The following is a 22792-nucleotide window of genomic DNA, read 5'->3' on the forward strand; positions in this document are numbered from 1 at the left end:
ACCTTAATCAGTCATAAATTTGATTCAGCTTTTGTTTTTTTCCATAGTAATTAAAGTTATTGGTTTCACAAAAATGTTCCACTTCTGCTAGCGTGGGCACACCATCTTGGGCCCCCATTTTCGTTACCTTCATCGCCGCTACAATTGAAGCAAATTCGGCTGCAGATTCGATCGTCTCCCCATCTGCAATGGCACAGGCAAGGGCGCCTGCGAATGAGTCTCCTGCCCCCACTGTATCTACAGCTTTTACAGCAATGGGCTCGATAAAGGATGTTTCACCGTTTTGATACACCAATGCTCCTTTGTGGCCCAACTTAATAATGCTGTCCACGCCAAAATGATTCTTAAAGAAAACACCCGCTTTGCATGCACTTTCCTTCGAGTTGACGTCGATCCCAGTCAACACTTTTGTTTCCTGCCAATTCGGCGTAATCAAATTGGCATACGTCAGTGCTTCAGTCGTTACCCCTTCTGCAGGAGCAGGGTCCAGGATAATAAACATATTTTTTTCTTTAGCCCTTTTCATGGCTTGCAGAACAGCCTCATCAGGAATTTCCATCTGTACAAGTAAAACAGCATAGTCATCACTGATGGTAGAAAAACAATGGTCAATATCACTTCTTTTCAAATCGTCATTGGCGCCTTTAATGACAAGCATGGTGTTTTCTGCTGTAGCATCTACTGTAATGACTGCGCAACCGGTTGGATGTTCTGCAACATGTTTCAGGGAGGATATGTTCACGTTATTTTGAAGAAGAGAACGTTCTATTTCATGCCCGAATGCGTCCTCGCCAACCGCACCGATCAGCTTTACTGGTTTTCCAAGTTTAGCGCACGTCGTTGCTTGATTTGCGCCTTTTCCACCACTTAATAGTTTCATATTTTCCCCGAAGAGCGTTTCCCCATGGGCTGGATACTGATTAGTGACTGCGACAATATCCATATTAATACTCCCAACCACTACAATCCCTTTCATGCACAACCCTCGTTTTTCATTTTCATTTGCTCTAAGAATGCCCGGAGTTGGCCAACGGCATCTTCCAGTAATACATCTTTATTAAATAAACAGGACGTACCGCAAACCAACATGTCGGCTCCATTTTGCAATACACCCGGAATGGTTTCGAACCCAATATTTCCATCTACCTGAATATCAATTTGGTAGCCTTCCGATTGAATTAATTCTTTTATCTTTTTTATTTTCTTATACATAAGCGGTACAAAAGACTGCCCGGCAAAACCAGGATTCACCGTCATCACCGTTACATAATCGACTACATCCAATACATGTTCAAGCTCTGTGATGGGGGTTGATGGATTTAAGGCTACCCCTGCCTTAATCCCATCATTCTTCAGTTTTTGTAATGATCTCTGTAAATGGGCAGTTGCCTCTGCATGAATGGAAATCATATCTGCCCCCGACTGAATGAAAAGATCTAAATGGTCTTCCGGTCTTTCAACCATTAAGTGAACATCAAATGGTTTATCCGAGAATTGCCTAATGCGTTTAATTAGATCCGGGCCCATTGTAAAATTAGGAACAAACGATCCATCCATTATATCTAGATGAAAGAAATCAACACCTGCACGGTCTAATCTCATTACTGATTCTTGTAAATTCCCCATATCTGCACACATAAGTGAGGGTCCAATTAAGGTCATATAAACACTCCCGTTCCATTTCGTCTTTTATTAAGAAAGCGCTTTCTTCGTTGATACTTTCACTATAAAGGGAATTGGCATAAGCTGGTAGGTGATAAAGTTCGGATAGGGGGGATTTTCTTCGGGACATTTAATGTAGGCATAAAAAAAAGCCCCAGAATGGAAGCTTCTACTTTTTCACAAAAAACTCATGAGTATCTCGATATTGAGACGGCAGTTTTCCTGTCCATTGCTTAAATAGCCGACTAAAATATTTGGTATCTTGATAGCCTACTTTTGAAGCAATATCGTAAATCTTTAAATCTGTATGACTTAATAATTCCTTCGCCACTTTTAACCGTTCATTGGTAACATAATCAAGCACGGTTTCACCTGTCTGATTTTTAAAATACTCACAAAAATAGGTTGAATTTAAATGGACATGATTGGCGATTTTTTTTATTGTGATGTTATCGCCTATATGTTTTAGAATCCATCCTTTTGCCTGGCGTATGGGATCTGTTTGGTCATTTTGAAATGCTGCTTGCTTTTTTAACATATTCATGACCCAGCGCTCCGTCTCCTTTTTTAAATGATTAAAATGAGAAGAATCCTCAGCGATGCTAAATGCTTCCTCAAGTAATAGAGGAAGCTCTTTAAAACCATCACTTTTAATCCATCTATTAATAATTCTAATAGACAAATAACGAACCGATTCTTGTATTACGAAAGGGGACGTGACATCTTTCAATTCGTTAAAAAATTGCATGAGAGAACGAATGGCAGCTTCTTCCCCATACTCCATCGCCTCCACTGTCTCTTCTGCCCATTTATAGATGGTTGGCGGCACTTCGATCACTTTATTATAGGATACATGTTTAAGCATTTCAGTTCTGAAAATTTTATTGCCTCCTTGTATCATTCGATATTGCAAGGTGGATCGTAATTCATCTTTAATATTTATTAAAAGGGTAAGGTCATTAAACTCATTCCCCAGGGCAATAGAAACTGTAAAAGGGGTTTGCCGTTGGACAGTTGTTTTTAATGTTATACACAATTGCTCCAAAGCTGTAGGGGTAGTATCCTTAATCAATAACCAACTGGCATGTAGGCTATCTTTCCACATCCAATGCGTTGAATGATCATCTAGTAAATCTTTTATCAGCTTTTTTATAACATCATTCCATCTCCCCCAATCTTCTGGTGAAAAACTTTGGGTTTTGGCAGATGTTTGATCGATTCCAATATGGATCAGGGAATAGGTTCCTTCTGGAAATTGGCGTGTCCATTCTAGTAATGATAAGTCCAATGCATCTTTCCACGTTATTTCCATCAGCAATTGAAGCTGTTTTTCATGGGTTAATATCAAGGCTCTTTCTTCTATTTCTCCTATCTTCTCCCTTTCCTTTCGAGCCTCAATTACTTTTTCCTGCACATTCTTCAATTGCAGTTTAAACTTTTCTCGATCAATCGGTTTCAATATATAATCAACAGCACCTTCCCTTAGAGCAGTCTGTACATAGAGAAAATCATCATATCCGCTTATAATGAATGGAAATAGCGTTGGTTTAGTTTTTTTCAACTGTTGAATTAACGTTAACCCGTCCATGACTGGCATTTGTACATCTGTTATTAATACATCAACTGCTTCTACATGATTGATAATTGCATCGTAGGCCTCTTGGCCATCGGAGTATACACCTACAACCTGCCACTCATCCCCACAAGATTGTACTAGTCTTTCAATTCCTCTTCTTATCCTTGGTTCATCATCTACAATGACCGTCTTGACCCTTTGTATCATCTCTGTTCTTCTCCTCTCCTTGAACGTACATGCTTACTTGTTGGGCATTTATTTTGGGAAGTCGTATAACCACAGTCGTTCCCTTTCCGTATTCGCTATTAATTTGAAGGTTATATTGTTCTCCGAACATCATGCCAATTCTTGCATTTACATTGATAATCCCAAAGCCAGAGTCTCGTTTCATCATTGGATCCAAACGTAACTTTTCATTTAATTCAATTAATTTATTTTCTGTTATCCCTGGTCCGTTATCGCTGACTATCAGCAAAAGATCTTCCTCACCTGTCTGAGTTTCCTCTTCAGAAATATGTATTTGAATGTCTATTTCCTTTCTTTTTTCCAGTCCATATTTAATGGAATTTTCAACGATTGGCTGTAAAACAAACTTGGGTATATAATAATTAACCGTATCTGTCCCTTTTTCTATCATAAAAAGCAAACGATCTTCAAAACGGAATTGTTGGATGTTTAAATAATCTTCTATGTGCTGAACTTCACTGTTTATAGGAACCAAGCTTTCTTTATTACTGATTGAAAAGCGCATCATTCTGCCAAGCAGAGTCACCATCTTCACGACTTCCTCGCTCTCTCCTTCTTCCACAGCCATGCCTATGGTTTCCAGCGTATTATACATAAAGTGAGGATTTATTTGAGATTGAAGGGCGTATAATTCAGCTGTTTTTTTGCGCAGTTCAATGTGGTAGTTTTTTTGAATCAGCTCTCTTATCTCTGCAAGCATTGATCGAAAACTGTTCGCGAGCATCCCGACTTCATCCTTGGAATGTATGGGTATATCTACTAATAAATCACCTTTTTCCACCCGCTTCATGATATCTCCTAATTCGTTTAGTGGACGTGTAACAGTCCAGGCAAAAAAGATAGAGATCAATGTAGTAATGAGTGTGAAAAGGATAAAAAAGAAAATTGTCACACTTCTGATAACATCCGTTTTTTCCGTCATGTTTTTGATTGGCATGCTATGAACGAGTACCCATGGCAGCTCATTTGATTCACTTATACTGATTAAATTCCGTTTTCCATCGATTTCTGTACGAAAACTACCATTCAGTAATGGGTAATCATGTATCCCTTTTTCCACTGTACCAATTTTTGAATGATCCTTATGATAAATTATCTTCCCCTGCTTATTCATGATCCACATCGTAACATTCTTTTCCTTCTGCAAATCCTGAAGTGATTGCTCAAAAAAGGCTACATCGATGGCTATATAGAGCGTTCCTAGATTTTTTCTATTATCGAAATCAGTAATTGGTTTGACCAGCATAAAATAGGATGGATTCCCTTCAAACGTTAAATTTGTCTGATTAGGAAGGAGCAACTGCATCCCGCCTAACAATCCAAGGTCATCTGCATATGGCAAGGAACCATCTTCAAACCCAAAGCTGTCATAATGCAGACTTGTACTTGCAAATATACGATTCTTGGAAACAAGAAACGCCCCCAAAATATGAGATGAATTGTTATTTAAATAGGTCCTTGTCAAATAACTCTTCATGATATATTCCTCGTGTAGCAAAACCGATTTTTTTTTTGATTGGCTGTCTCTTAAAATAGTCATAACATCACCGGAATTATAAATTAAATCTGGTAAGGTCTCTAGTTTTTGAATTTCAATTTCAATATTGCCATTTACTTGTTTGACAAGACGGGGAATATATTCACCTACTTCTTCTTCTATCGATTTTGTGTATTGCCAGTATGCAATGAACCCAAGGAAGGCCATAGGTAGAACCGTTAATAATGTATAGGTTGTAACTAATTTTGTCGTTAAACGCAAGTTTTTAATCTGGATCCGCTTTTTCCCTTTAAAAATCATACTGGTTCACATTTCCCTTTGTAAAATCGATGGGCTCTCCCATAATGACCATTTCACCGTTGAATTTAATCGTACCTATGTTCTTAATGTTCTGTCCCTCATAAGGAAATTCATCATTCAATAAGTTTTTTGCTAGACTAACAGTCAAGTAACCCAATTTTTGTGGACTCCATAACGTAATGGTCTGGGCAGCCCCTTCCTGTAAATACTCATTCATTAAATTAGGAGTTGATGTACCTACTACGGCAACCTGCCCGATTTTCCCTGCATCTTTCACAGCTTGAGCCGCAGCAGGAGGGTTAACAGTTGAAATACCAATTATTCCTTTTAGGCCCGGGTATTTTTTAAATAAATTTTGTGTTACCTTATACGCTTTATGAATATCTTCGTTTGTATATTCCACTTCAACTAGTTTCATATTTGGATAATATTCTTTTTGTTGTATTTGAATCCAATCAATCCATGTATTAAGATTGGCAGCGGTAGGGGATCCCGTCATAATCGCAAACTCCCCTTTTTCTTCCATTTCCAATGCGAGAGTATCCATTACATGCCTGCCGATTATCTCAGGATCTATCATGTTCACAAAAAAGCTTCTGTATGATGCATTAGTATCAGAATCCCAGGTGATCACCTTGATTCCTTTACTCTTTGCTTTTTGCAGCACCCTACCTAATTTATATGGATCATTTGCAGATACCGCAATTACGTCCACTTTTTTTTCAATTAATTTTGTTATAATCTCTTCCTGCTTTTCAGAGCTGGGGGTAGGTGGGCCTGTATATAAGACCTTAACACCTAAGTCTTTTCCCGCCTCCAACGCCCCCTCTTCTACCGCGTTAAAATAAGGAATTCCGTCAATTTTAGGTATAACAGCTATCGTATACGGATCTTTTTTATTCTCTACAGGTTTTGTAGTGACGTCGATACTTTCTTCATCATTGTAAATAACCTCGTATTCTGAAGAATGATTACAGCCGCTTAGTATAAATAAAAACAAAATAAAAAAGATGGGCTTCCATAACATGATTAGCTACCTGCTTTCTTTAATTCTAAACATTAGCTCGTATCATAGATACAGTAATAAGGAATGACTTGAGAAATGCTTTTCTCATGCGGGTAAGTTCACTACTGCTTTTTATCAAAGAAAGCGATTTCATAAATAATAGAAATTACCGGGAGCGCAAATTCTTTACTAAAATAGGAAAACCTTTATATACTTTCAGGTTTCCCTATAATTTATTATCCAGCCATGACCTTCTCTGTTATGATCCGCTAACTAACTTACACGAAAATGGAATGGAAACTGGAAAAATCGTATTTTAGCATCAAGAGTGGAGGCCCTTTCTCTTTCTCTTCTATATTTATAAAAAATACTTCTATTGTACATTTGAGCCCCATCATATTTTTCTTTTTATTATTGATTTTTACTGTTTTTGAAAGGTTTGTCAATTCAAATTTTACAAACATTTTTAAAATTCAAATAATATTTTCATATAGTTTCACTTGCTCATAGTGTTTCAATTTTACTTGTATTGGAAAATTAGAAAGCAGTCTACGTAATTACATTTTCTTTATCCTTTTTTCTAGTGCTTTTATTATTTTAAACTGTAGATTGATGTCTTCAATCCAGATCCTCCCTATTTAGAAAAGGTTACCATAACGACTCTTCCTCATTCCGCATTTTACTTTTCTAATACAAATTGACTAGCTTTCAAGTCTATTCATTAACGTGCAATCAAAAAAAATAAAATATACCCATAGAGAGACCTCTGTAATAGATCGTTATAGGTATATCTTATAAAGAAATTACCTTTCATAAAGGTTTTCCTTTTAACTATATTAATTTTCTATTTTAAAACAAAAATCTTTTTTCTTTTTCCCCATCTCTCAGTCATACTTTGGAAATTCCAGACCATCCACTCGGGACGAATCGATAGACCCCATATTAATTCAGCGGGATTAGTCGCACATCGGTTTGCCGATTCAGGATAACCCGTTAATTTAACGTTTTGCTAACACATCACGTTCATAATCTTTTACTTGCATCAGCCATCTTTCCTTCACCGGCACATTCATTTGCTCACAGTAATAATCCCAAATTGCACCAAATGGATAGGTTTTAAATTCCTCCATTAATGCCAGGCGCTCTGTAAAATCCCCTTTTTCTTGCAGCTCTTTCAAATGATCGTTCGGTACAAGTAAGGCATATAAGAGGGCTTTAATCATATTACGCGTACCGATCGTCCAGGCAGCAACACGGTTAATGCTGGCATCAAAGAAATCAAGACCAATGATCACCTGGTTTAATGCATCATTGCGAACAATTTCAAGTGCAACTTCACGAAGCTCATCGTCTAAAATTACGACGTGGTCACTGTCCCATCGAACCGGGCGCGAAACATGAAGTGCTAGTTTATCACTGTATAATAGCATCGAAGAAATCTTGTTCGATACAGTTTCAGTCGGATGATAATGACCTGTATCAACTAAGCAAATCTTGTTATTTTTCAGTGCGTAGCCAAGGTAGAATTCATGCGATCCTACGACATATGACTCGGAGCCGATACCGAATACTTTACTTTCCACTGCATCCCAATTACATGTTTCATCCACTTCTGCTGTAAAAATTCGATCAAGGGATTCTTTTAATCTCTTTCTCGGTGTCAAACGGTCGCTTGGAATATCTTTGTAGCCGTCTGGAATCCATATATTTGTTAAGCAGGGCCTGCCTAGTTCACGGCCAAAGTACTCTCCGATTTTTCGGCTGGCAATGCAATGATCAATCCAGAATTCACGTATTTCTTCATCTGGATGAGAAAGTGTCAAGCCGTCTGCTGCTTTTTCATGGGAAAATAGTGTCGGGTTAAAATCCAAACCAAGACCGTTTTCTTTAGCCCAATTCAACCAGTTTTCGAAGTGCTTGGGCTCAAGCTGATCGCGTTCGACTGCTTCTCCATTTGTTTCCGCATAAATGGCATGCAAATTGACCCGATGTTTCCCCGGAATAAGAGATAGTGCTTTTTCAAGATCCATACGTAGCTCTTCCGGCGTAGTGGCTTTTCCTGGATAATTTCCCGTTACATCAATACCGCCCGATAATTCACTTTTGTTCACTTCAAATCCACCAATATCATCACCCTGCCAGCAATGAATCGAAATGGGCACTTTTTTCAGTGTTTCGAGTGCCTCATCAACATCAATTCCCCAATTCGCATACGCTTGTTTCGCTGCTTCGTACTGTTCTTTAATTGTCATATCGTCCCATCCTTTTTAACGGATTGAATTGATCACTCCACGATTCCTACTACCTTTTCCTAATCATATATTCTTCATTTATCACGATGTGTAGGACAAACTTAATCTTTTACCATCAGATCGAACAACACCCTTTTCTTCCACTAATGATTCAATCCTGGTGCAAGTTTCAGATTTCTTTTTACAAACAAACGATCGATAGGTACGGATTCCGTCTTTCACTATAAATCCCTACGCAGGCGTTAATTTTCTACATTTTTGGATTTGAATTCGCCTTTGACAACCTATCCACTTAAAGCAACAATATCCTTTAAGCTTGATGGAAAACAGGCACAACCAATTCAGCGATTAAAAGCTCCAGGTACACCGCCGTCTACAGTGACCATGCAACCCGTTGTTTTTTCTGCTTTTGATGAAGCGAAAAACGCTATGGAATCAGCAATGTCCTCCGGGAATATATTCACCAGCAATGTCGTGCGTTTTTTGTAGTGATCTTCAAGCTGTTCTGGCTCTATTCCGTATGCAGCGGCACGCTCTTGACGCCAACCCGATCCCCAAATGGAAGATCCCTGTAATACGGCGTCTGGCAAAACAGAGTTAACACGAATCCCGAAATCCCCGCCCTCCACTGCAATACAACGTGCTAGATGTGTTTCAAGTGCTTTGACTGAACTGTAAGCAGAAGCATTTTTGCCAGCGTAAACAGAGTTTTTCGATCCGACAAATACCATATTTCCTCCTGTACCCTGTCGTTTCATTTGCTTAAAAGCTTCACGCGCTACAAGGAAATAGCCTGTCCCCAGTACATTCATGTTTAGGTTCCATTCTTTTAAGGTCGTTTCATCAAACGGGCTGGATGTGGCAAGACCAGCATTGTTGACGATAATATCAATTCCGCCAAATGTAAGAGCTGATTTCTCAAAGGCAGTCTGTACCTGTTCTTCATTGGTGACATCCATTTTATAAGCTGCCGCGCGTCTTTCCCCGTATTCTTTATTGATTTCATCCGCAACTTTTTCTGCACCTTCAATATTTAAATCAGCTAGAACTACATGGGCACCTTCAGAAACTAAACGCCGTGCTGTTGCGCTTCCAATCCCCCCCGCACCGCCGGTAATGAAGGCTACTTTGCGTGAGAACTCCGCTTCCGCCGGGGATAGAGACAATTTATAAAGTTCGAGTGGCCAGTATTCAACGTTATATGACTCATTTTCACTGAGAGATACGAACTCGCCAAGTGCTGTTGCCCCTTTCATAACCGCAATTGCACGATGATAAAGTGCTCCGCTCACGTTTGCCATGGTTACGTTTCTGCCTGTGTTGACCATTCCGACACCTGGAATCAAAATAACTCGGGGTGCCGCCTCAAACATCACATCGCCTTCGTTTTTATTGCGCTCGAAATATTGCTCATATTCTTCCTTATATTGTTGAATACCCGTTTTAACTTTTTCCACCAAGGATTCTGTCCGTTCATTTTGAGGATTCCAGTTAATGTAAAGCGGCTTCATTTTTGTATGTACTAGGTGATCCGGGCAAGCGGCACCTACTTGTGATAAGGTTGCCGCATTTTTGCTGTTCAAAAATTGCAATACATCATCAGCATCGTCAAAAGTTAAAAGCATTTTTTTCTCCTCGCCAACAGCACCGCGGATAACCGGCATAACCGAAGCAAGTACCTTTTTGCGCTCTTCTTCAGATAAAGAGTCATATGCCTGTCCACCAAATGCATCTTCTTCAAGCTGGCGGCTGTTAATAAACTCTTCTGCTTCCGTAATGATCGAAATTGTTTTTTCATAGGCTTCTTTCGATGTTTCACCCCAAGTAACCAACCCGTGTTTTTCCATTAAAACAAGCTCGACTTGCGGGTTATTTTTAACACCTTCTGAGATCATTTTAGACAATGTGAAACCAGGGCGCTCATATGGTACCCAGACAAAACGATCACCGAAAATTTCATTGGCGACTTCTTTTCCATTGTCTGCACAGCAAAGACTAATAATTGCATCAGGATGTGTATGGTCAACATGTTTAAAGGGGAGGAAGGCATGAAGTAAAGTTTCAATCGACATACGTGGATGCTTACTGTCGATCATGCAGTGTGACAAATATTCAACCATATCTGCATCAGCCATTTCATCACGCTCGATTAAAGGGTAAATATCGGCTAGATTCAAACCTGTGAAATTGCCCGCTTTCATTGTCGCAAGGTCGGAACCGCTTCCTTTTACCCACATGACTTCAATTTCCCGGCCACGAAAATCCTTTTCCATTGTTTTCATGGATGTATTGCCACCGCCCCAGTTGCAGACAGCTCGATCTGTACCGATTAAATTAGACCGATATACCAGTTCTTCTACTCCAGATGTTACTATTGACGCTTCTTTATCATTCCATAAATTTTTAACCACTTTGTTTTACCCCCGTTTATTTTTATTTATGTTTGTTTTATTGTATAACACATTTGTTTTCTTTTGAAGAAGTTTTTTAATTCTTACCAATTTTTCGAAAACAAGGAAATTGGTTGAGCATGAAAGACCAAGGATATATACTCCATTTTCGACAATCAAACTCATTCTGCAAGGTAAAATCATCTTAAAAATCACGATTTTACTTAGATGAAATTTGTAAAATAAACGTAAGCACAACAAATGACCATGATTGAAAAGACCATGTCTTCCTTTCCATCTTAGTAGAAGACTGACCGATGCAAAACTTCCCAAAGACTTCGCAGGACATTTCCTTCGGAAAGCAAAAACATCATTATCCGGGGTAAACAGGCAGCTGAAGACAAATTTCTTTTTAACCGAATACCATTGATTCAATAATGCCTCTACATTAGGAAAATCCTTTTTTGCTGAATTTGAGAGATACAGTGTTTTTTAGTGGGGAATTCCATCTAAAAATTCGGTGCTGTAGGTACAATCTACAGCTCTGCGTTATTGAGGTTGTATGAGTTATTGTTCAAGTTGACAAGAGGGGTTTTAACTCCAATGTAGGGGATAACCTTTTGCTTTTTTTTCTCGCTTTAGTTATATTTGGAGCTTTAGTTTCTTTTAAAACAAAAGATTCACAAAAGAGTGATTGGGTACAATATGAACAGAACTAAAAAGTATAAATGGTCCAAAATAATATTTTTTGCCAAACAGTAAACTTAAATATTTTGAAGCATCAGGAGGAAGTAAATGATTAATGAAAAAGTGGCTTTAATATTAGAAGATAAAATTAACGTTATTAAAAGTGATGAAACATCCATTTATTTAGTCGGCCCCATCAAATTACCCGTTAACTTAGAGGGCGAAACAATTATATTCCAATGGTATTGCTGGTTACGATGTGAGAATATGGCAGGTCATTTTTGTGGTGACGGCACTTATAATATAGGAAAGATCATTGAAACTTTAGCCTCTTCCAACTTAGCGGAAATGCAGCAATCGAGTGTGTTACTGTATGGAGATTTTCAAAGCTCCTCTGATGCCCTTATCCGGATGCATAGTATTTGTCATACGGGCGATATATTTGGCAGCAAACGCTGTGATTGTGGCTTTCAATTAAAGCAGGCTATGAAAATGATTGCCACTCAAGGAACCGGTGCTTTATTTTATTTAGCGAATCACGAAGGAAGAGGCATCGGATTATTTAGTAAAGCCATGGCTTATGTACTGCAAGAAAAAGGGTTAGATACAGTGGAAGCGAATTTGGAGCTTGGATTTGTGGATGATGCACGCAACTATGATGACGCCATTCGAGTGTTAAAAAACCTGCGCTCTAATCCAGTGACTCTTATCACCAACAATCCGAGAAAATTAGAAGCCCTTCAAAACTCAGGTGCCAATGTTGCAGGCAGAGTTCCGTTATGGGGAGATATTTCCGAGTTCAATGAAAAATATTTAAAAACTAAAGTGATACGTTCCGGTCATTTAAAAGATAATAAAAATGAATGACTGATTTGATTTATATGAAATTGTTTATACCCCTGAATAGGTTTATACGAATGGTTCCGAATTGTGGAATAATCGGGGAACTACAAGAATCGTTGAATGTAGTATCCTATATATATCCTTTAATAAATCATTTTTCATGGAAATCAAATGTGTTATTAAAAGATCATTTGATAAAAAGTAAGAAAAGATTTTCGATTCGACCAAACTAGTTGGTGAAAAAGGAATTTATTCCATAAAGACAAATCCAATACTGAGTTCCCCACAACATCATTCAATTCAATCGCAGATTTTTGGATGAATTAAAAAAAGAGGGAATATCCCCCCTCTTTCTATATCATATGATGACCTTACCTTCCTTATTTGCTTATGCTGCTCGATTCGTATTGCAAAACACTATCATTCTTCCCGATGATATGGTCAATCAACATAACAATTAAGGTTACCGATAAAATACCAGACAGTTGACGTAACTACTGCAAAGAGCATTCCCAATACTGCTCCTCGGCCACTGCTAAAACGCGTGAAATAAATTCAAAACAACAATGATGGCTAGAGTGGTTCTTAATGCCATAGTAAAGAAGCCCGTGCTTAGATATCTGGAGCAAAGATCACAAATGGAATGAGAATCAGCCCTATAACAATTGTGGCAGTACTGGCAAATCGCAGTGATTTCTTGTCATTATTTCTTTACTAAAAATTGGATTGTATAAATCTTTTAATAGAAGAGCAGCTGGAGTTAAATCTCCAAAAAAATCCTTAATGTATTTCCTAACCCTTCTCAATTAACCTTGGATTTTTCCCTTAATGACAACACACTTCCCATTTGTAGGTTGCTTTATCATCCTTCCATTCTTGATGTATACAGTGTAAGTATTATTGACTTTAGCATCTAATCTTGCTAGGTCTCCCATTCCTGCTATGATATTTTTGACAGCTTCCTTCTTCAGATTATTCATAACTTGCTTTTTCCATTGTTCCCGTTTGTTTTTTTGTTTATTTTCATCAACCATCAGGATCCCATCCTTCTTGTTTGATTTATGTCTTTCCGATAATAGTGTATTATTTTTTTATCATTTTGTTACCCATATGCTTTTCCTTATTAAGTTCTTTTTTTTATAACATCACAGGTTACGTTAAAATGAAAAAACATACGAGTAAAGAGGATATAAATAAAATGGCTCACGCTAGTGATAACAAGAAAATACAAAAAAACAGGATGCAACGGAAAGTTGCACCCTGCCTGAAAAAGGGGTTTGCTTCATTTCGAATCAGCATAAATTCTCTGCGATAAACACCTCATCTACATTAGAGTAAATACTGGTATCTGACTAGAGTTTACCATCCAAAGCAACCATCCCCTATATCTTAAAAGTATTATCAACTTTCAAAGCATAAATGACAATTATTGAATGAGTTTTCTGCTTTTAAGTGCAAGAGAACCATCTCCTTGCTCGAATCGATTTTTTAATGAAGCTTCCAGTAGTAGTTAAGTTAAACGTCTTTAACCGACACCTCATTTACTATATGATGTGAATCATACGTAATCACTAGCCCCTTCTTCTTTATTTATAATGACCATAATCGGGCAAAATATAACTGGTTGTTTATGGAAATCAAGAATTGTTTAAAATCAATTTATATCTATCTCAATGAAACTTGGTGAATGAACTCATTAGTGCTCTTTCAATCGATTTTCTGCAATTAAAAAACGATGCACACATCGAAAAGGAGAATCAATTATTTCATACTGCAATTATTCAGGAACTTTTGCAGATGAATTAAAGCATATTGATTCATTAGTTAAGGATATTTTTATTGGTTCCATTATTTACGGAATAGGATGGGTCTTCTTTGGTATTGTCTTTTTTATCAGTTACAGAAGTTTATTTTAATGGTAATTTATGTAAAACCCTTCACAATCTCAATGGCATAACAAATCCTTAGTTTCCTAACGATCCTTTTTAGCACATTAATTAGTGGAAATAAGCTAAACTAAACAGATAAAATCTACACTAAGCTCGACGCTCGTCAGTGTAAATGGCAGGAAATGAGCAAAAATAAAAAGGCCGCCAGTCAGTTAGTTTTCACCGACTTTCTGGACAACCCCTTGCATTCATACTTCATCATTAATAAAAAAACGACAAAGCGAATATCCTCGCTTTGTCCATACCTCATAGCATTATGAGACTTGATTATTGCGCGTTCATCTCTGCACGATAATCGTCTATAATCGCTTGTATCTCCGGATCTGCCGGAACATTTGTGACGTCGTAGAGGAATCCAGCGGATTCGACCAAAGCCATTTTGCCGTCAACGACTTCAAAAGTCAAATCCAGGCGGCCCAAATAATGTTCTTGTTCTCCGCCGGCTTGAGTAATTGGCACCATCACCTCTCCGTTGAATTCGTATTCGGGAGTTTCGATAACCTTGTGTGTATCTGCTCCGATTACCGCCGAAACTCCGGGAACCTGAGCCAGCCTATGGTCTTCAGGGTTTCCGGCATGCGAAAGGACAATGTTAACGTCTGACTTTTCACTCACTTCAGGAAGCAACGCATTCAACGCTTCAACAGGTTCGATGAAATCGAGATCTGCTACATCATCCCAACCGCGAATTTCCGGCTTCATCGAAGTAAGGCCGATCATGCCGACTTTAACGCCAGTGAAAGTAAAACTCTTCCAAGGCTTGACATTCTGTATGTACTTTCCTGTTTCCCTGTCAATGACATTACCAGTAAGGATGGGGAAATTCACGTTGCGGTGGTAATCCTTTAACTGTTCATAACGGCTGTCCGGTGTGCCCTCCCCGGCAGGGTAAACGCGGAAGTCGTTGTTCCTAGAGCCATCGCATCATAGTCCAAAGCTTTCAAAAGAGACGTCTCCAACTCTCCTTGACCCGCCTGAAACTCCCCGCGCAGGAAGACATCCCCGCCATCGACGAGAAGCACATTCTCCTCTTCATTACGCACATTTTTAATGATGGTTGCATACTTCGCAATAGAATTGTGATGAACGGTTCCATCATCCAGCGTGATGATATCATCCAAATGACCATGAAAGTCATTCGTCTGGAGAATGGTGAGTTCAAACTTCTCTCCCTCCTTGAGCTTTTCCTCCGCATCTGCCGTAACGGGCATTTCGACAAAAGCAGCAGCCATCGCCAACGAAAAGCAGCCCGTCAAAAAAATCTTCCCCATTTTTTTCATACTATTTCCTCCAAGCAATTACTCTATTAAATTGTAAAACAAGTTATTTAGTTTCCAGTCTTTTCGGATTTCTCAAGAGCCACTAGTTTATTTTTTTCTTCAGAGTTAATTTTTCTTCTTTGTCATTGCTGATCAAATCATTTGTTGCTTTTTTAAATTCTTTTAAAGTGTTTCCAAAAGCGCTTCCGATTTCTGGTAATTTAGAAGGACCAAAAATGATTAACGCAATGACTAGAATAAGAATTAGGCCAGGGATGCCGATACTAGATAACAAACGTCTCACCTCCTATACCAGGATGGTTTGTTAGTACTCAAAAAATGCGATCATTACTTATAAAATTGGCATACCATGACGCTCTAATGCTGCTGCTTCTAATATAGACATGCCTTGTTCTTCTGCGAATGAAGTAAGTTTATCCGAAACAACAGGAGCAAGACTTGCTGGCGGTAGTGCCTGGTTCATAGCTCGTCTACGGGTAGAACTTCTGCGTGCAAATGGTCCCCAAATCGCAAAGGTGATACCTGGTGTTTGCATATTTACAAAGAAAGTATTTCCATCTGGAGAAAACGTAGGGCCAGCAAATTCAGAACCGTTCATCATATTTTCAGCGAAAGTATAAATATTTCCTTCAGGAGTTAATCCGACAATACGATCATTACCGCCACCATCTTCGGCGATCCAAAGATCTCCCCAAGGAGTGATTGTAATGTTATCCGGTGCTTCTAAATCATTTTTATCAGTAGACTCATAGAATAGTTCTAAGGTGTTTGTCGCTGGCGTGTAGCGATAAACACGGCCAAGGCGTGCTGAACCTGCACTTGTATCATCAAACCATAAAGTACCTTCAGAAAAATAAGCCCCTTCTAGACGGCTAAACTGAATACAGCCTTTATCCTTAGCATCTTGCTGTGCGATTTCAGGATTTAATTTTTTCCAAACAATCCCGAATTTTTGTCTAGTACTAAATTGACTTGCAGCTGCAGCTGGCAATTCATCAATCGCTGCTGCTTCAAGGATACCGCCCTTTTGCAGAGAACCTAGCTTTTGACTTCGGTCATGTGGTGTAAAACGGTACAAGAAGCTTGGACTTGCGTCTTCGGTTAAATACCAAATTCCTGTTGAAGGGTCAACATGCCCAGCTTCATGGGAGAAATAACCCATATCACGGATCGGTGTTCTTGACATTTCGTTTTCAGGATCAAGCGGATTTACTTCAAATACAAAGCCATGTCCCATATCACGAGTTTCTTCCATTGTTAACCAAGTGTCCCAAGTCGTAGCTCCACCCGCACAGTTACGGATTGTACCTGAACTTGATACATACTGATCAATGACTTTGTTATTTTGTCCAACGATTATTGTGGTTGTGCCGCCGGCAGCACCAGCGCTCCAAGGTTTTTTTCCGTTTACAGGATAATCTGAATTTGTCCCATTTTCATGGTTTCTAACTAGAATGGTTGTACCCTTCTCCCCTTTATAAGCAGCCATTCCATCGTGAGCAGAAGGGACAAGGTCACCATTAGGCATGATATCACCAGTTCGTGAAAGCATTTTGTAATGAAATCCCCTTGGCAGATCAAGTACTCCATTTGGATCCTTTACTAGTGGGCCATATCCACCAAATCCTCTTGTTGGATTGCTGGATTCCGCTGCAAATCCTTTTGTAGCTCCCGCAAGAGAAAATACCCCAGTTGAACCAAGTGTTAATGCTAAAGTACTCATTCCGCCAACTTTTAAGAAATTACGTCTGTTTAAACCGCTATTGCTGGATTTCATCAACATTACCTCCAAAAAATCTTTTTGAGGGATGCTATATTCCTTATAGCAAACCCTACCCTCAAAATTAACAGACCATTTTAAATGCTCTGTTAATCACATGTGATTTTATTCCTTCGCAAGGAAAATAAATCAAAAGTCACGGTTTATCGAAAAAAGTGGAGGTAATAACCATATTAGTAACATGAAAAGGGTGGAAATTGATGGAATTAGTCTAAAGTGGAGAAAAAACTAAGGATTTTGTCATAAAAAGACCGATGCAGATTATTAAAGCTTATTAATAGTTTGTAAATAAATGAGATACACACTATGACAAACTAGTTAACCAGATTATTTCTACCCAAATCTAATGAATTTTTGGAAAGTGGAATCGGTTAAAGCCATGCTATATAATTGCTCTAGAAATATTCTAGTTGTAAACCTACTCCCACTTCCTCGCCAAATAAATTAAAGGGCATTTTTTGAATTACTGCCATTTTTCAGAGTGTTAAATACTAATAATTTAAAAATATCCATCAGTCTCAAGCATATGCTCATATTTACATGCATGATATCTTTTTAATTCGTATAATAGAATAAAGGGGAATCAAAATGAGTCTAATTTACAAAAGAGGGAGCAGATTTGTTCTGTGGAACCAAAAGGCGAAGAAATAAAGAGTTTAGCATTAAAAGTCAAAGATATTATTCATTCTTCAGGATGTCAAAATGAAGATGTAATCTTTCTGTGCATTGGTTCAGACCGATCGGTTGGGGATTCATTGGGCCCTTTAGTCGGGACGATGCTTAAAGAACATACGGTGCCTTATCGTGTTTACGGTACTTTGGAAAATCCCGTTCATGCATTTAATTTAAAAGAGACGTTGAAAGAAATTAAAAAACAATTCAAAAAGCCTCTTATTTTTAGTGTGGATGCTTGTTTAGGGGATCAAAACCAGGTCGGTTATGTTTTCTTGAAGAATGGACCTCTTGTCCCAGGGAAAGCTTTAAAAAAAGTATTACCTGAAGTGGGAGACTATCATATTATAGGAATGGTAAATTATATAGATCCGCTGCCAACCATGCAATTTTTAAATGATACTCGTCTATACACGGTTATGAACCTTGCGAATAAAATCGTAAAAATCATTACTCAAGCGACCGGGGAGACTTCTAGACCTTATTAAAAGAATGGGCTGTCCCAAAAACCACTAATAATAATTGGTTTTGGCACAGCCCTACTTTGTTTAAGTTCGAAGAATTTATTAGATAACCTTATACTTAAATAATAGCCCCTGTCAAGATAGCAACAATGATTAGGACTAATGAACAAATTAGAGCCCATTTAAATGCATACCGCTGTAGTTCCCCGATATCTGTCTTTACCATCCCTACCAGTAATAGAGTCGATGCCACGAGTGGACTTAAGAAATGTACAGGCTGGCCCAGTACGGAAGCTCTGGCAATTTCTAAAGGACTCACCCCATAAGCTTCTCCTGCTTCGGCAAGAATTGGCAAAACACCAAAGTAGTAAGCATCATTGGATAAAACGAACGTAAATGGCATACTTGTGAACGCAACGACCATCGGTAAAAAAGAGCCTAAAGAATCCGGAATGATGGCCACTAATGAATTTGCAATGGCGTCTACCATTTTCGTTCCGGAAAAGATCCCTGTGAAAATACCAGCCGCAAATACTAATGTGACAACGGTTATAGCGTTTCCTGCATGTGACACGATTCGCTCTTTTTGCTGTTCTAAATTAGGGTAATTAATGATCGATGCAAGCACAAACCCGATTAGAAACAACACCGGTACTGGTACTAAGCCCATTACAAGAACGACCATGACTGTGAGCGTCAACAAAAGATTGACCCATATTAATTTAGGGCGCTTTAAATCGTCTTGTATGGCGGAAGCTACCGCTGCTTCAGCAAGAGCCCCTTTCATTTCAGGTGCAGATTTGATATAAACAACGCCAAGCCTTTTGCGCTCTTTTTTACCAAGTACATAAGCGGTAAAAAGAATAGCTGCTATTCCTGATAATAGTGTTGGGATAATCGGGACAAAGAATTCATTTGCATCCAGACCTAAAGATGCTATTGCTCTTGTTGCAGGTCCTCCCCAAGGAGTCATACCACTCATAATACTGACAGCCAGCATAGAAATAGTGGCAAGAATAAGTGGATTCATACCAAGTCGTAAGTAAAGAGGCAGCATAGCGGAAATCGTAATCATATGAGTCGTGGTACCATCACCATCTAAGGCAACGGTCATTGCGATTACTGCTGTTCCTATCGCTATTTTAACCGGATCCCCTTTTACGATTTTCAACATAGTTTTAATAAGTGGATCAAATAATCCAGCGTCAATCAGAACTCCGAAAAACAAAATAGCGAACAATAGCAAAGCGGCTGAAGGTGCGACAACCTTTATTCCATCGAGCATCATATCTCCGAGCTCTGGACCAAATCCGCCAATTAATGCAAAGATAATTGGAATGACTACAAGAGAAGTAACTGGTGATAACCGTTTAGACATGATTAAATAAGTAAAAACAACGACCATTGAAATTCCAAGTAACGTTAGAATATGAATCCCCTCCTATTAAAGAAACCGCTTACAAATCAGATGAAAAGTTTGAATAGTTAAAAAATACAACATATTATTTTCTGTTTCTCTGTTGCTTTGTTTTTCTATTTTTAGAATAGTTCATATCATTAAATAAGTGAAATACATATTTTTTGTACTTTTTCGAAAAAAAAACTTATAATCCATTTTATATTAAATTAAGAAATCAAAAAAACACAATGCAATTGTCAATAATTTCATTGTGCTTTTTCGTTATAGATTGGAATTTTTATTCAAGAAATCAATAAAGTTTTTCACAGTAGAGAGTTTTAATGAATCCTGGTTATACATTAACCATGTATTTCTTAACACCGGCTTCCCATTTTTGTAGGATAACCCGTATGTATGCAAATTATCTGAAGGCTGCAGGCATATTTCTGGCAGAATAGAAACACCAAGATCATTTTTGACCATCTCTTTGCACGTCTCCTGCCGATCTGTTTCCATAGTTACAAATGGTGGCTCCGGGAATCTATCATGCCACCAGCCATTTATTAAGTTTTTTAAAGAACTGTCGGTTTTATAATTTATGAATGGAAGTTCTGGCAAATTATCCAAGTCTACCTCTTTCTTAGAAATTAAACAAAGTCTTTCTTTATGCAGTAGCGATTTGATTCCATACCATTCATAATTTCCACGCAGAATGCCTAATTGAACACTAGAGGAATCCAGAAGATGCATGATTTCAGTACTCCAGCCTGTATTCACATTAAATTGTACATGAGGATATTGTGTTGAAAACTTTTTCAATATTTCTGGTAGCTTATATTGAGCAAAGTTGCTGGAAACGCCAAGCCTTAACGTTCCTCTTACCTCATTTTTCATATTCAGCATATAATCTTTCGTTTTTTGCAACTTTTTCACCATTTCTTCCGCATAGCCCGCTAAATGTATCCCTTCTGAAGTGAACTCAATGCCTCCTTTTATTTTGAAAAATAAGTTCGTGCTAAATTCTTTTTCTAAATTTTTAAGCCGGTACGTTAACGCCGGCTGCGATATATATAAACGCTCTGCGGCACGGCTAATGTTTTTTTCTTCATAAAGTACCCTTATCGCAATCCAATCTTTTTCGTCCACTTAACCATCTCCCACTTTATAGATTATAAGTTTTTTTATCATTTTTATTAAAAAAATATGTATTTTACTTATGAACAAACTTATCATACTATATTTTCAAAGGAACCGGTAGTGCTATAAATATTGGTTGAGAAAAGGTGGTTATACAATGAAAGTACCTGTAGTTGTAATGCGCGGCGGGACAAGTAAAGGTGTGTTCCTTAACTATGAACATATGCCTTCGAATCCCTTACACTGGGAGGGTTTCTTACTTGACGTGATGGGCAGTCCGGATCGGAGACAGATTGATGGTCTTGGAGGAGCGAATTCATTGACAAGTAAAGCAGCGATTATCAAAAAATCAGATTCACCAGAATTCGATGTGGAATATACATTTGCTCAGATTAGTATCGATAATCAAATGGTTGATTTTAAAGGAAATTGTGGAAATATTTCATCTGCTGTAGGACCTTACGCAATTGAGCAAGGATTAGTCTCTGCAAAAGAACCTGTTACAACGGTGAAAATCTTTAACGTGAATACACAAAAATTGATTATTGCAGAAGTAGAGGTTGAAAATGGACATGTAAAATCAGAAGGATGCTGCTCAATTCCTGGGGTGCCTGGTAAAGGATCACCTATCTATCTTTCTTTTACTCGTGCAGAAGGAGCAGTTACAGGAAAACTTTTCCCTACAGGAAATCCGATTGACATGATTAAAACCAAGGATCGACTAATTCAAGTTTCAATTATTGATGTTGCCAATCCACTCGTTTTTGTAAGGGCACAGGATATTGGTCTAAGCGGAAGCGAATTGCCCACTGATTATTCACAGGAAAAATTAAATGAACTGGAAGAAATTCGGTCAATTGCAGCTGAAATGTGTCAATTTTCCGATAAGAAAACAGCTACTGTCAAATCTCCTGCTGTACCTAAAATGACCCTAATTGCTCCTCCTATGGATTACGTCGATCTAAACGGATCGGAAAGAAAAGCGTCAGAGATGGATTTGATGATCCGAATGATGTCCATGCAAAAGCCCCATCAAGCGCTTGCTATTACAGGAGCCATTTGTGCAACAGCAGGGGCTTACTTACAGGAAACGGTTTTATCTGAGATGGTAAATATTAAACACGAAATTTTTCGATTAGCCCACCCGGCCGGGATAATGGAAACAAAAGTTGATTTCTTAGCAGGACACATACGCGCTATTAAAGTGGTACGCACAGCAAGAATCATTTTGGAGGGATACGTGTACACGAAAAAATATTATGAGCTTTCCTATCAATTAGCTTGATTTGAATTGATCTGCAATTACAGCAAAAAAATTTTCTATCACTTGGAGGCTTGTCAAATGTGGGTCATCACTGTCTTTTTAAAAGAAAATATTAAAATATTTGAATTTGACACAGAAAAAGAAGCGAAAGAACTATTCAAAAATATGAAAGGCACTAAAATTCTTTCCGAAATTGTTTACTTCAATGATCCTTGTTTTGTATAAGTGAGACTTCAAAAGAGCCCAGACTCTAATGTATTTCACCTAAACCATGGCTTCAAATTTAATAATAAACTAGGATTGAGAATAGAAGTGAATTTCCCCAGATAAGCTAAAACCCCTATACAAATTAGGGTACAGATACTGAAATCAAATTTTTATGGTTAC

General features: G+C 38.2%; 18 protein-coding genes. 4 read left to right on the forward strand and 14 right to left on the reverse strand.

Translation table 11 applies throughout. The annotated features are described in order from the left end of the window. Nucleotides 1-7: 7 nt before the first annotated feature. The 7 genes from rbsK to BS1321_RS01730 form a co-directional block, all read right to left on the reverse strand. A complete protein-coding gene (rbsK, locus tag BS1321_RS01695; RefSeq protein ID WP_063233378.1) occupies nt 8-976 on the reverse strand; it encodes a ribokinase in 969 nt (322 codons plus the stop codon). Next, nucleotides 973-1662 carry a ribulose-phosphate 3-epimerase gene (gene rpe / locus BS1321_RS01700; protein WP_063233377.1) on the reverse strand — a complete coding sequence of 230 codons (690 nt, stop codon included), beginning with the start codon at nt 1660-1662 and terminating at the stop codon, nt 973-975. Before rpe ends, rbsK begins: the two co-directional genes overlap by 4 nt. Nucleotides 1663-1831: 169 nt before the next feature. Further along, nucleotides 1832-3445 (reverse strand): response regulator, encoded by a 1614-nt coding sequence (locus BS1321_RS01705; protein ID WP_063233376.1) that lies wholly within the window; start codon nt 3443-3445, stop codon nt 1832-1834. Then, entirely contained in the window at nt 3411-5282 is a 1872-nt protein-coding gene (locus BS1321_RS01710; RefSeq protein WP_063233375.1) for a cache domain-containing sensor histidine kinase, read from the reverse strand. The genes BS1321_RS01705 and BS1321_RS01710 overlap by 35 nt, the downstream gene beginning before the upstream one ends. Then, complete coding sequence (locus tag BS1321_RS01715) at nt 5272-6309, reverse strand: autoinducer 2 ABC transporter substrate-binding protein (protein ID WP_063233374.1); 1038 nt, start codon at nt 6307-6309, stop codon at nt 5272-5274. Before BS1321_RS01715 ends, BS1321_RS01710 begins: the two co-directional genes overlap by 11 nt. Before the next feature lie 977 nt (nt 6310-7286). Beyond that, complete coding sequence (gene rhaA / locus BS1321_RS01725; RefSeq protein WP_063233372.1) at nt 7287-8540, reverse strand: L-rhamnose isomerase; 1254 nt, start codon at nt 8538-8540, stop codon at nt 7287-7289. Nucleotides 8541-8881: 341 nt separating this feature from the next. Further along, complete coding sequence (locus BS1321_RS01730; protein ID WP_063233371.1) at nt 8882-10951, reverse strand: bifunctional aldolase/short-chain dehydrogenase; 2070 nt, start codon at nt 10949-10951, stop codon at nt 8882-8884. Between the two features lie 774 nt (nt 10952-11725). Between BS1321_RS01730 and BS1321_RS01740 the strand changes: the two genes are divergently transcribed. Further along, complete coding sequence (locus tag BS1321_RS01740) at nt 11726-12484, forward strand: GTP cyclohydrolase II (protein WP_063233369.1); 759 nt, start codon at nt 11726-11728, stop codon at nt 12482-12484. A 782-nt stretch (nt 12485-13266) separates the two neighbouring features. Here the strand turns inward: BS1321_RS01740 and BS1321_RS01745 are convergent. The 5 genes from BS1321_RS01745 to BS1321_RS01760 form a co-directional block, all read right to left on the reverse strand. Continuing rightward, a complete protein-coding gene (locus tag BS1321_RS01745; protein WP_063233368.1) occupies nt 13267-13494 on the reverse strand; it encodes a hypothetical protein in 228 nt (75 codons plus the stop codon). A 1182-nt stretch (nt 13495-14676) separates the two neighbouring features. Continuing rightward, complete coding sequence (locus tag BS1321_RS28015; protein WP_232522756.1) at nt 14677-15237, reverse strand: bifunctional UDP-sugar hydrolase/5'-nucleotidase; 561 nt, start codon at nt 15235-15237, stop codon at nt 14677-14679. Nucleotides 15238-15254: 17 nt separating this feature from the next. Then, entirely contained in the window at nt 15255-15689 is a 435-nt protein-coding gene (locus tag BS1321_RS28020; RefSeq protein ID WP_232522757.1) for a metallophosphoesterase, read from the reverse strand. 82 nt (nt 15690-15771) lie between these two features. Continuing rightward, nucleotides 15772-15963, reverse strand: coding sequence for a twin-arginine translocase TatA/TatE family subunit (gene tatA, locus BS1321_RS01755; protein WP_063233367.1), 192 nt, complete (start codon nt 15961-15963; stop codon nt 15772-15774). Nucleotides 15964-16020: 57 nt separating this feature from the next. Beyond that, nucleotides 16021-17466: an alkaline phosphatase PhoX gene (locus BS1321_RS01760; RefSeq protein WP_063233366.1), complete on the reverse strand. Its 1446-nt coding sequence runs from the start codon at nt 17464-17466 to the stop codon at nt 16021-16023. A gap of 629 nt (nt 17467-18095) precedes the next feature. Between BS1321_RS01760 and yyaC the strand changes: the two genes are divergently transcribed. Next, nucleotides 18096-18629 carry a spore protease YyaC gene (yyaC, locus tag BS1321_RS01765; RefSeq protein ID WP_063233365.1) on the forward strand — a complete coding sequence of 178 codons (534 nt, stop codon included), beginning with the start codon at nt 18096-18098 and terminating at the stop codon, nt 18627-18629. Between the two features lie 94 nt (nt 18630-18723). On the opposite strand, the gene BS1321_RS01770 is transcribed toward yyaC, so the two are convergent. Further along, the gene (locus BS1321_RS01770) at nt 18724-20034 is read right to left on the reverse strand and encodes a CitMHS family transporter (RefSeq protein ID WP_063233364.1); all 1311 of its coding nucleotides are present in this window, start codon (nt 20032-20034) and stop codon (nt 18724-18726) included. Nucleotides 20035-20286: 252 nt separating this feature from the next. Beyond that, entirely contained in the window at nt 20287-21150 is an 864-nt protein-coding gene (locus BS1321_RS01775; protein ID WP_034313052.1) for a LysR family transcriptional regulator, read from the reverse strand. Between the two features lie 148 nt (nt 21151-21298). Between BS1321_RS01775 and BS1321_RS01780 the strand changes: the two genes are divergently transcribed. Continuing rightward, nucleotides 21299-22426, forward strand: a complete 1128-nt coding sequence (locus tag BS1321_RS01780) for a 2-methylaconitate cis-trans isomerase PrpF family protein (protein WP_063233363.1) — start codon at nt 21299-21301, stop codon at nt 22424-22426. A gap of 57 nt (nt 22427-22483) precedes the next feature. Next, complete coding sequence (locus BS1321_RS27750) at nt 22484-22630, forward strand: hypothetical protein (protein ID WP_169803979.1); 147 nt, start codon at nt 22484-22486, stop codon at nt 22628-22630. The last annotated feature ends 162 nt before the right edge of the window (nt 22631-22792 follow it).

Source organism: Peribacillus simplex NBRC 15720 = DSM 1321, assembly GCF_002243645.1.
Classification (GTDB): domain Bacteria; phylum Bacillota; class Bacilli; order Bacillales; family DSM-1321; genus Peribacillus; species Peribacillus simplex.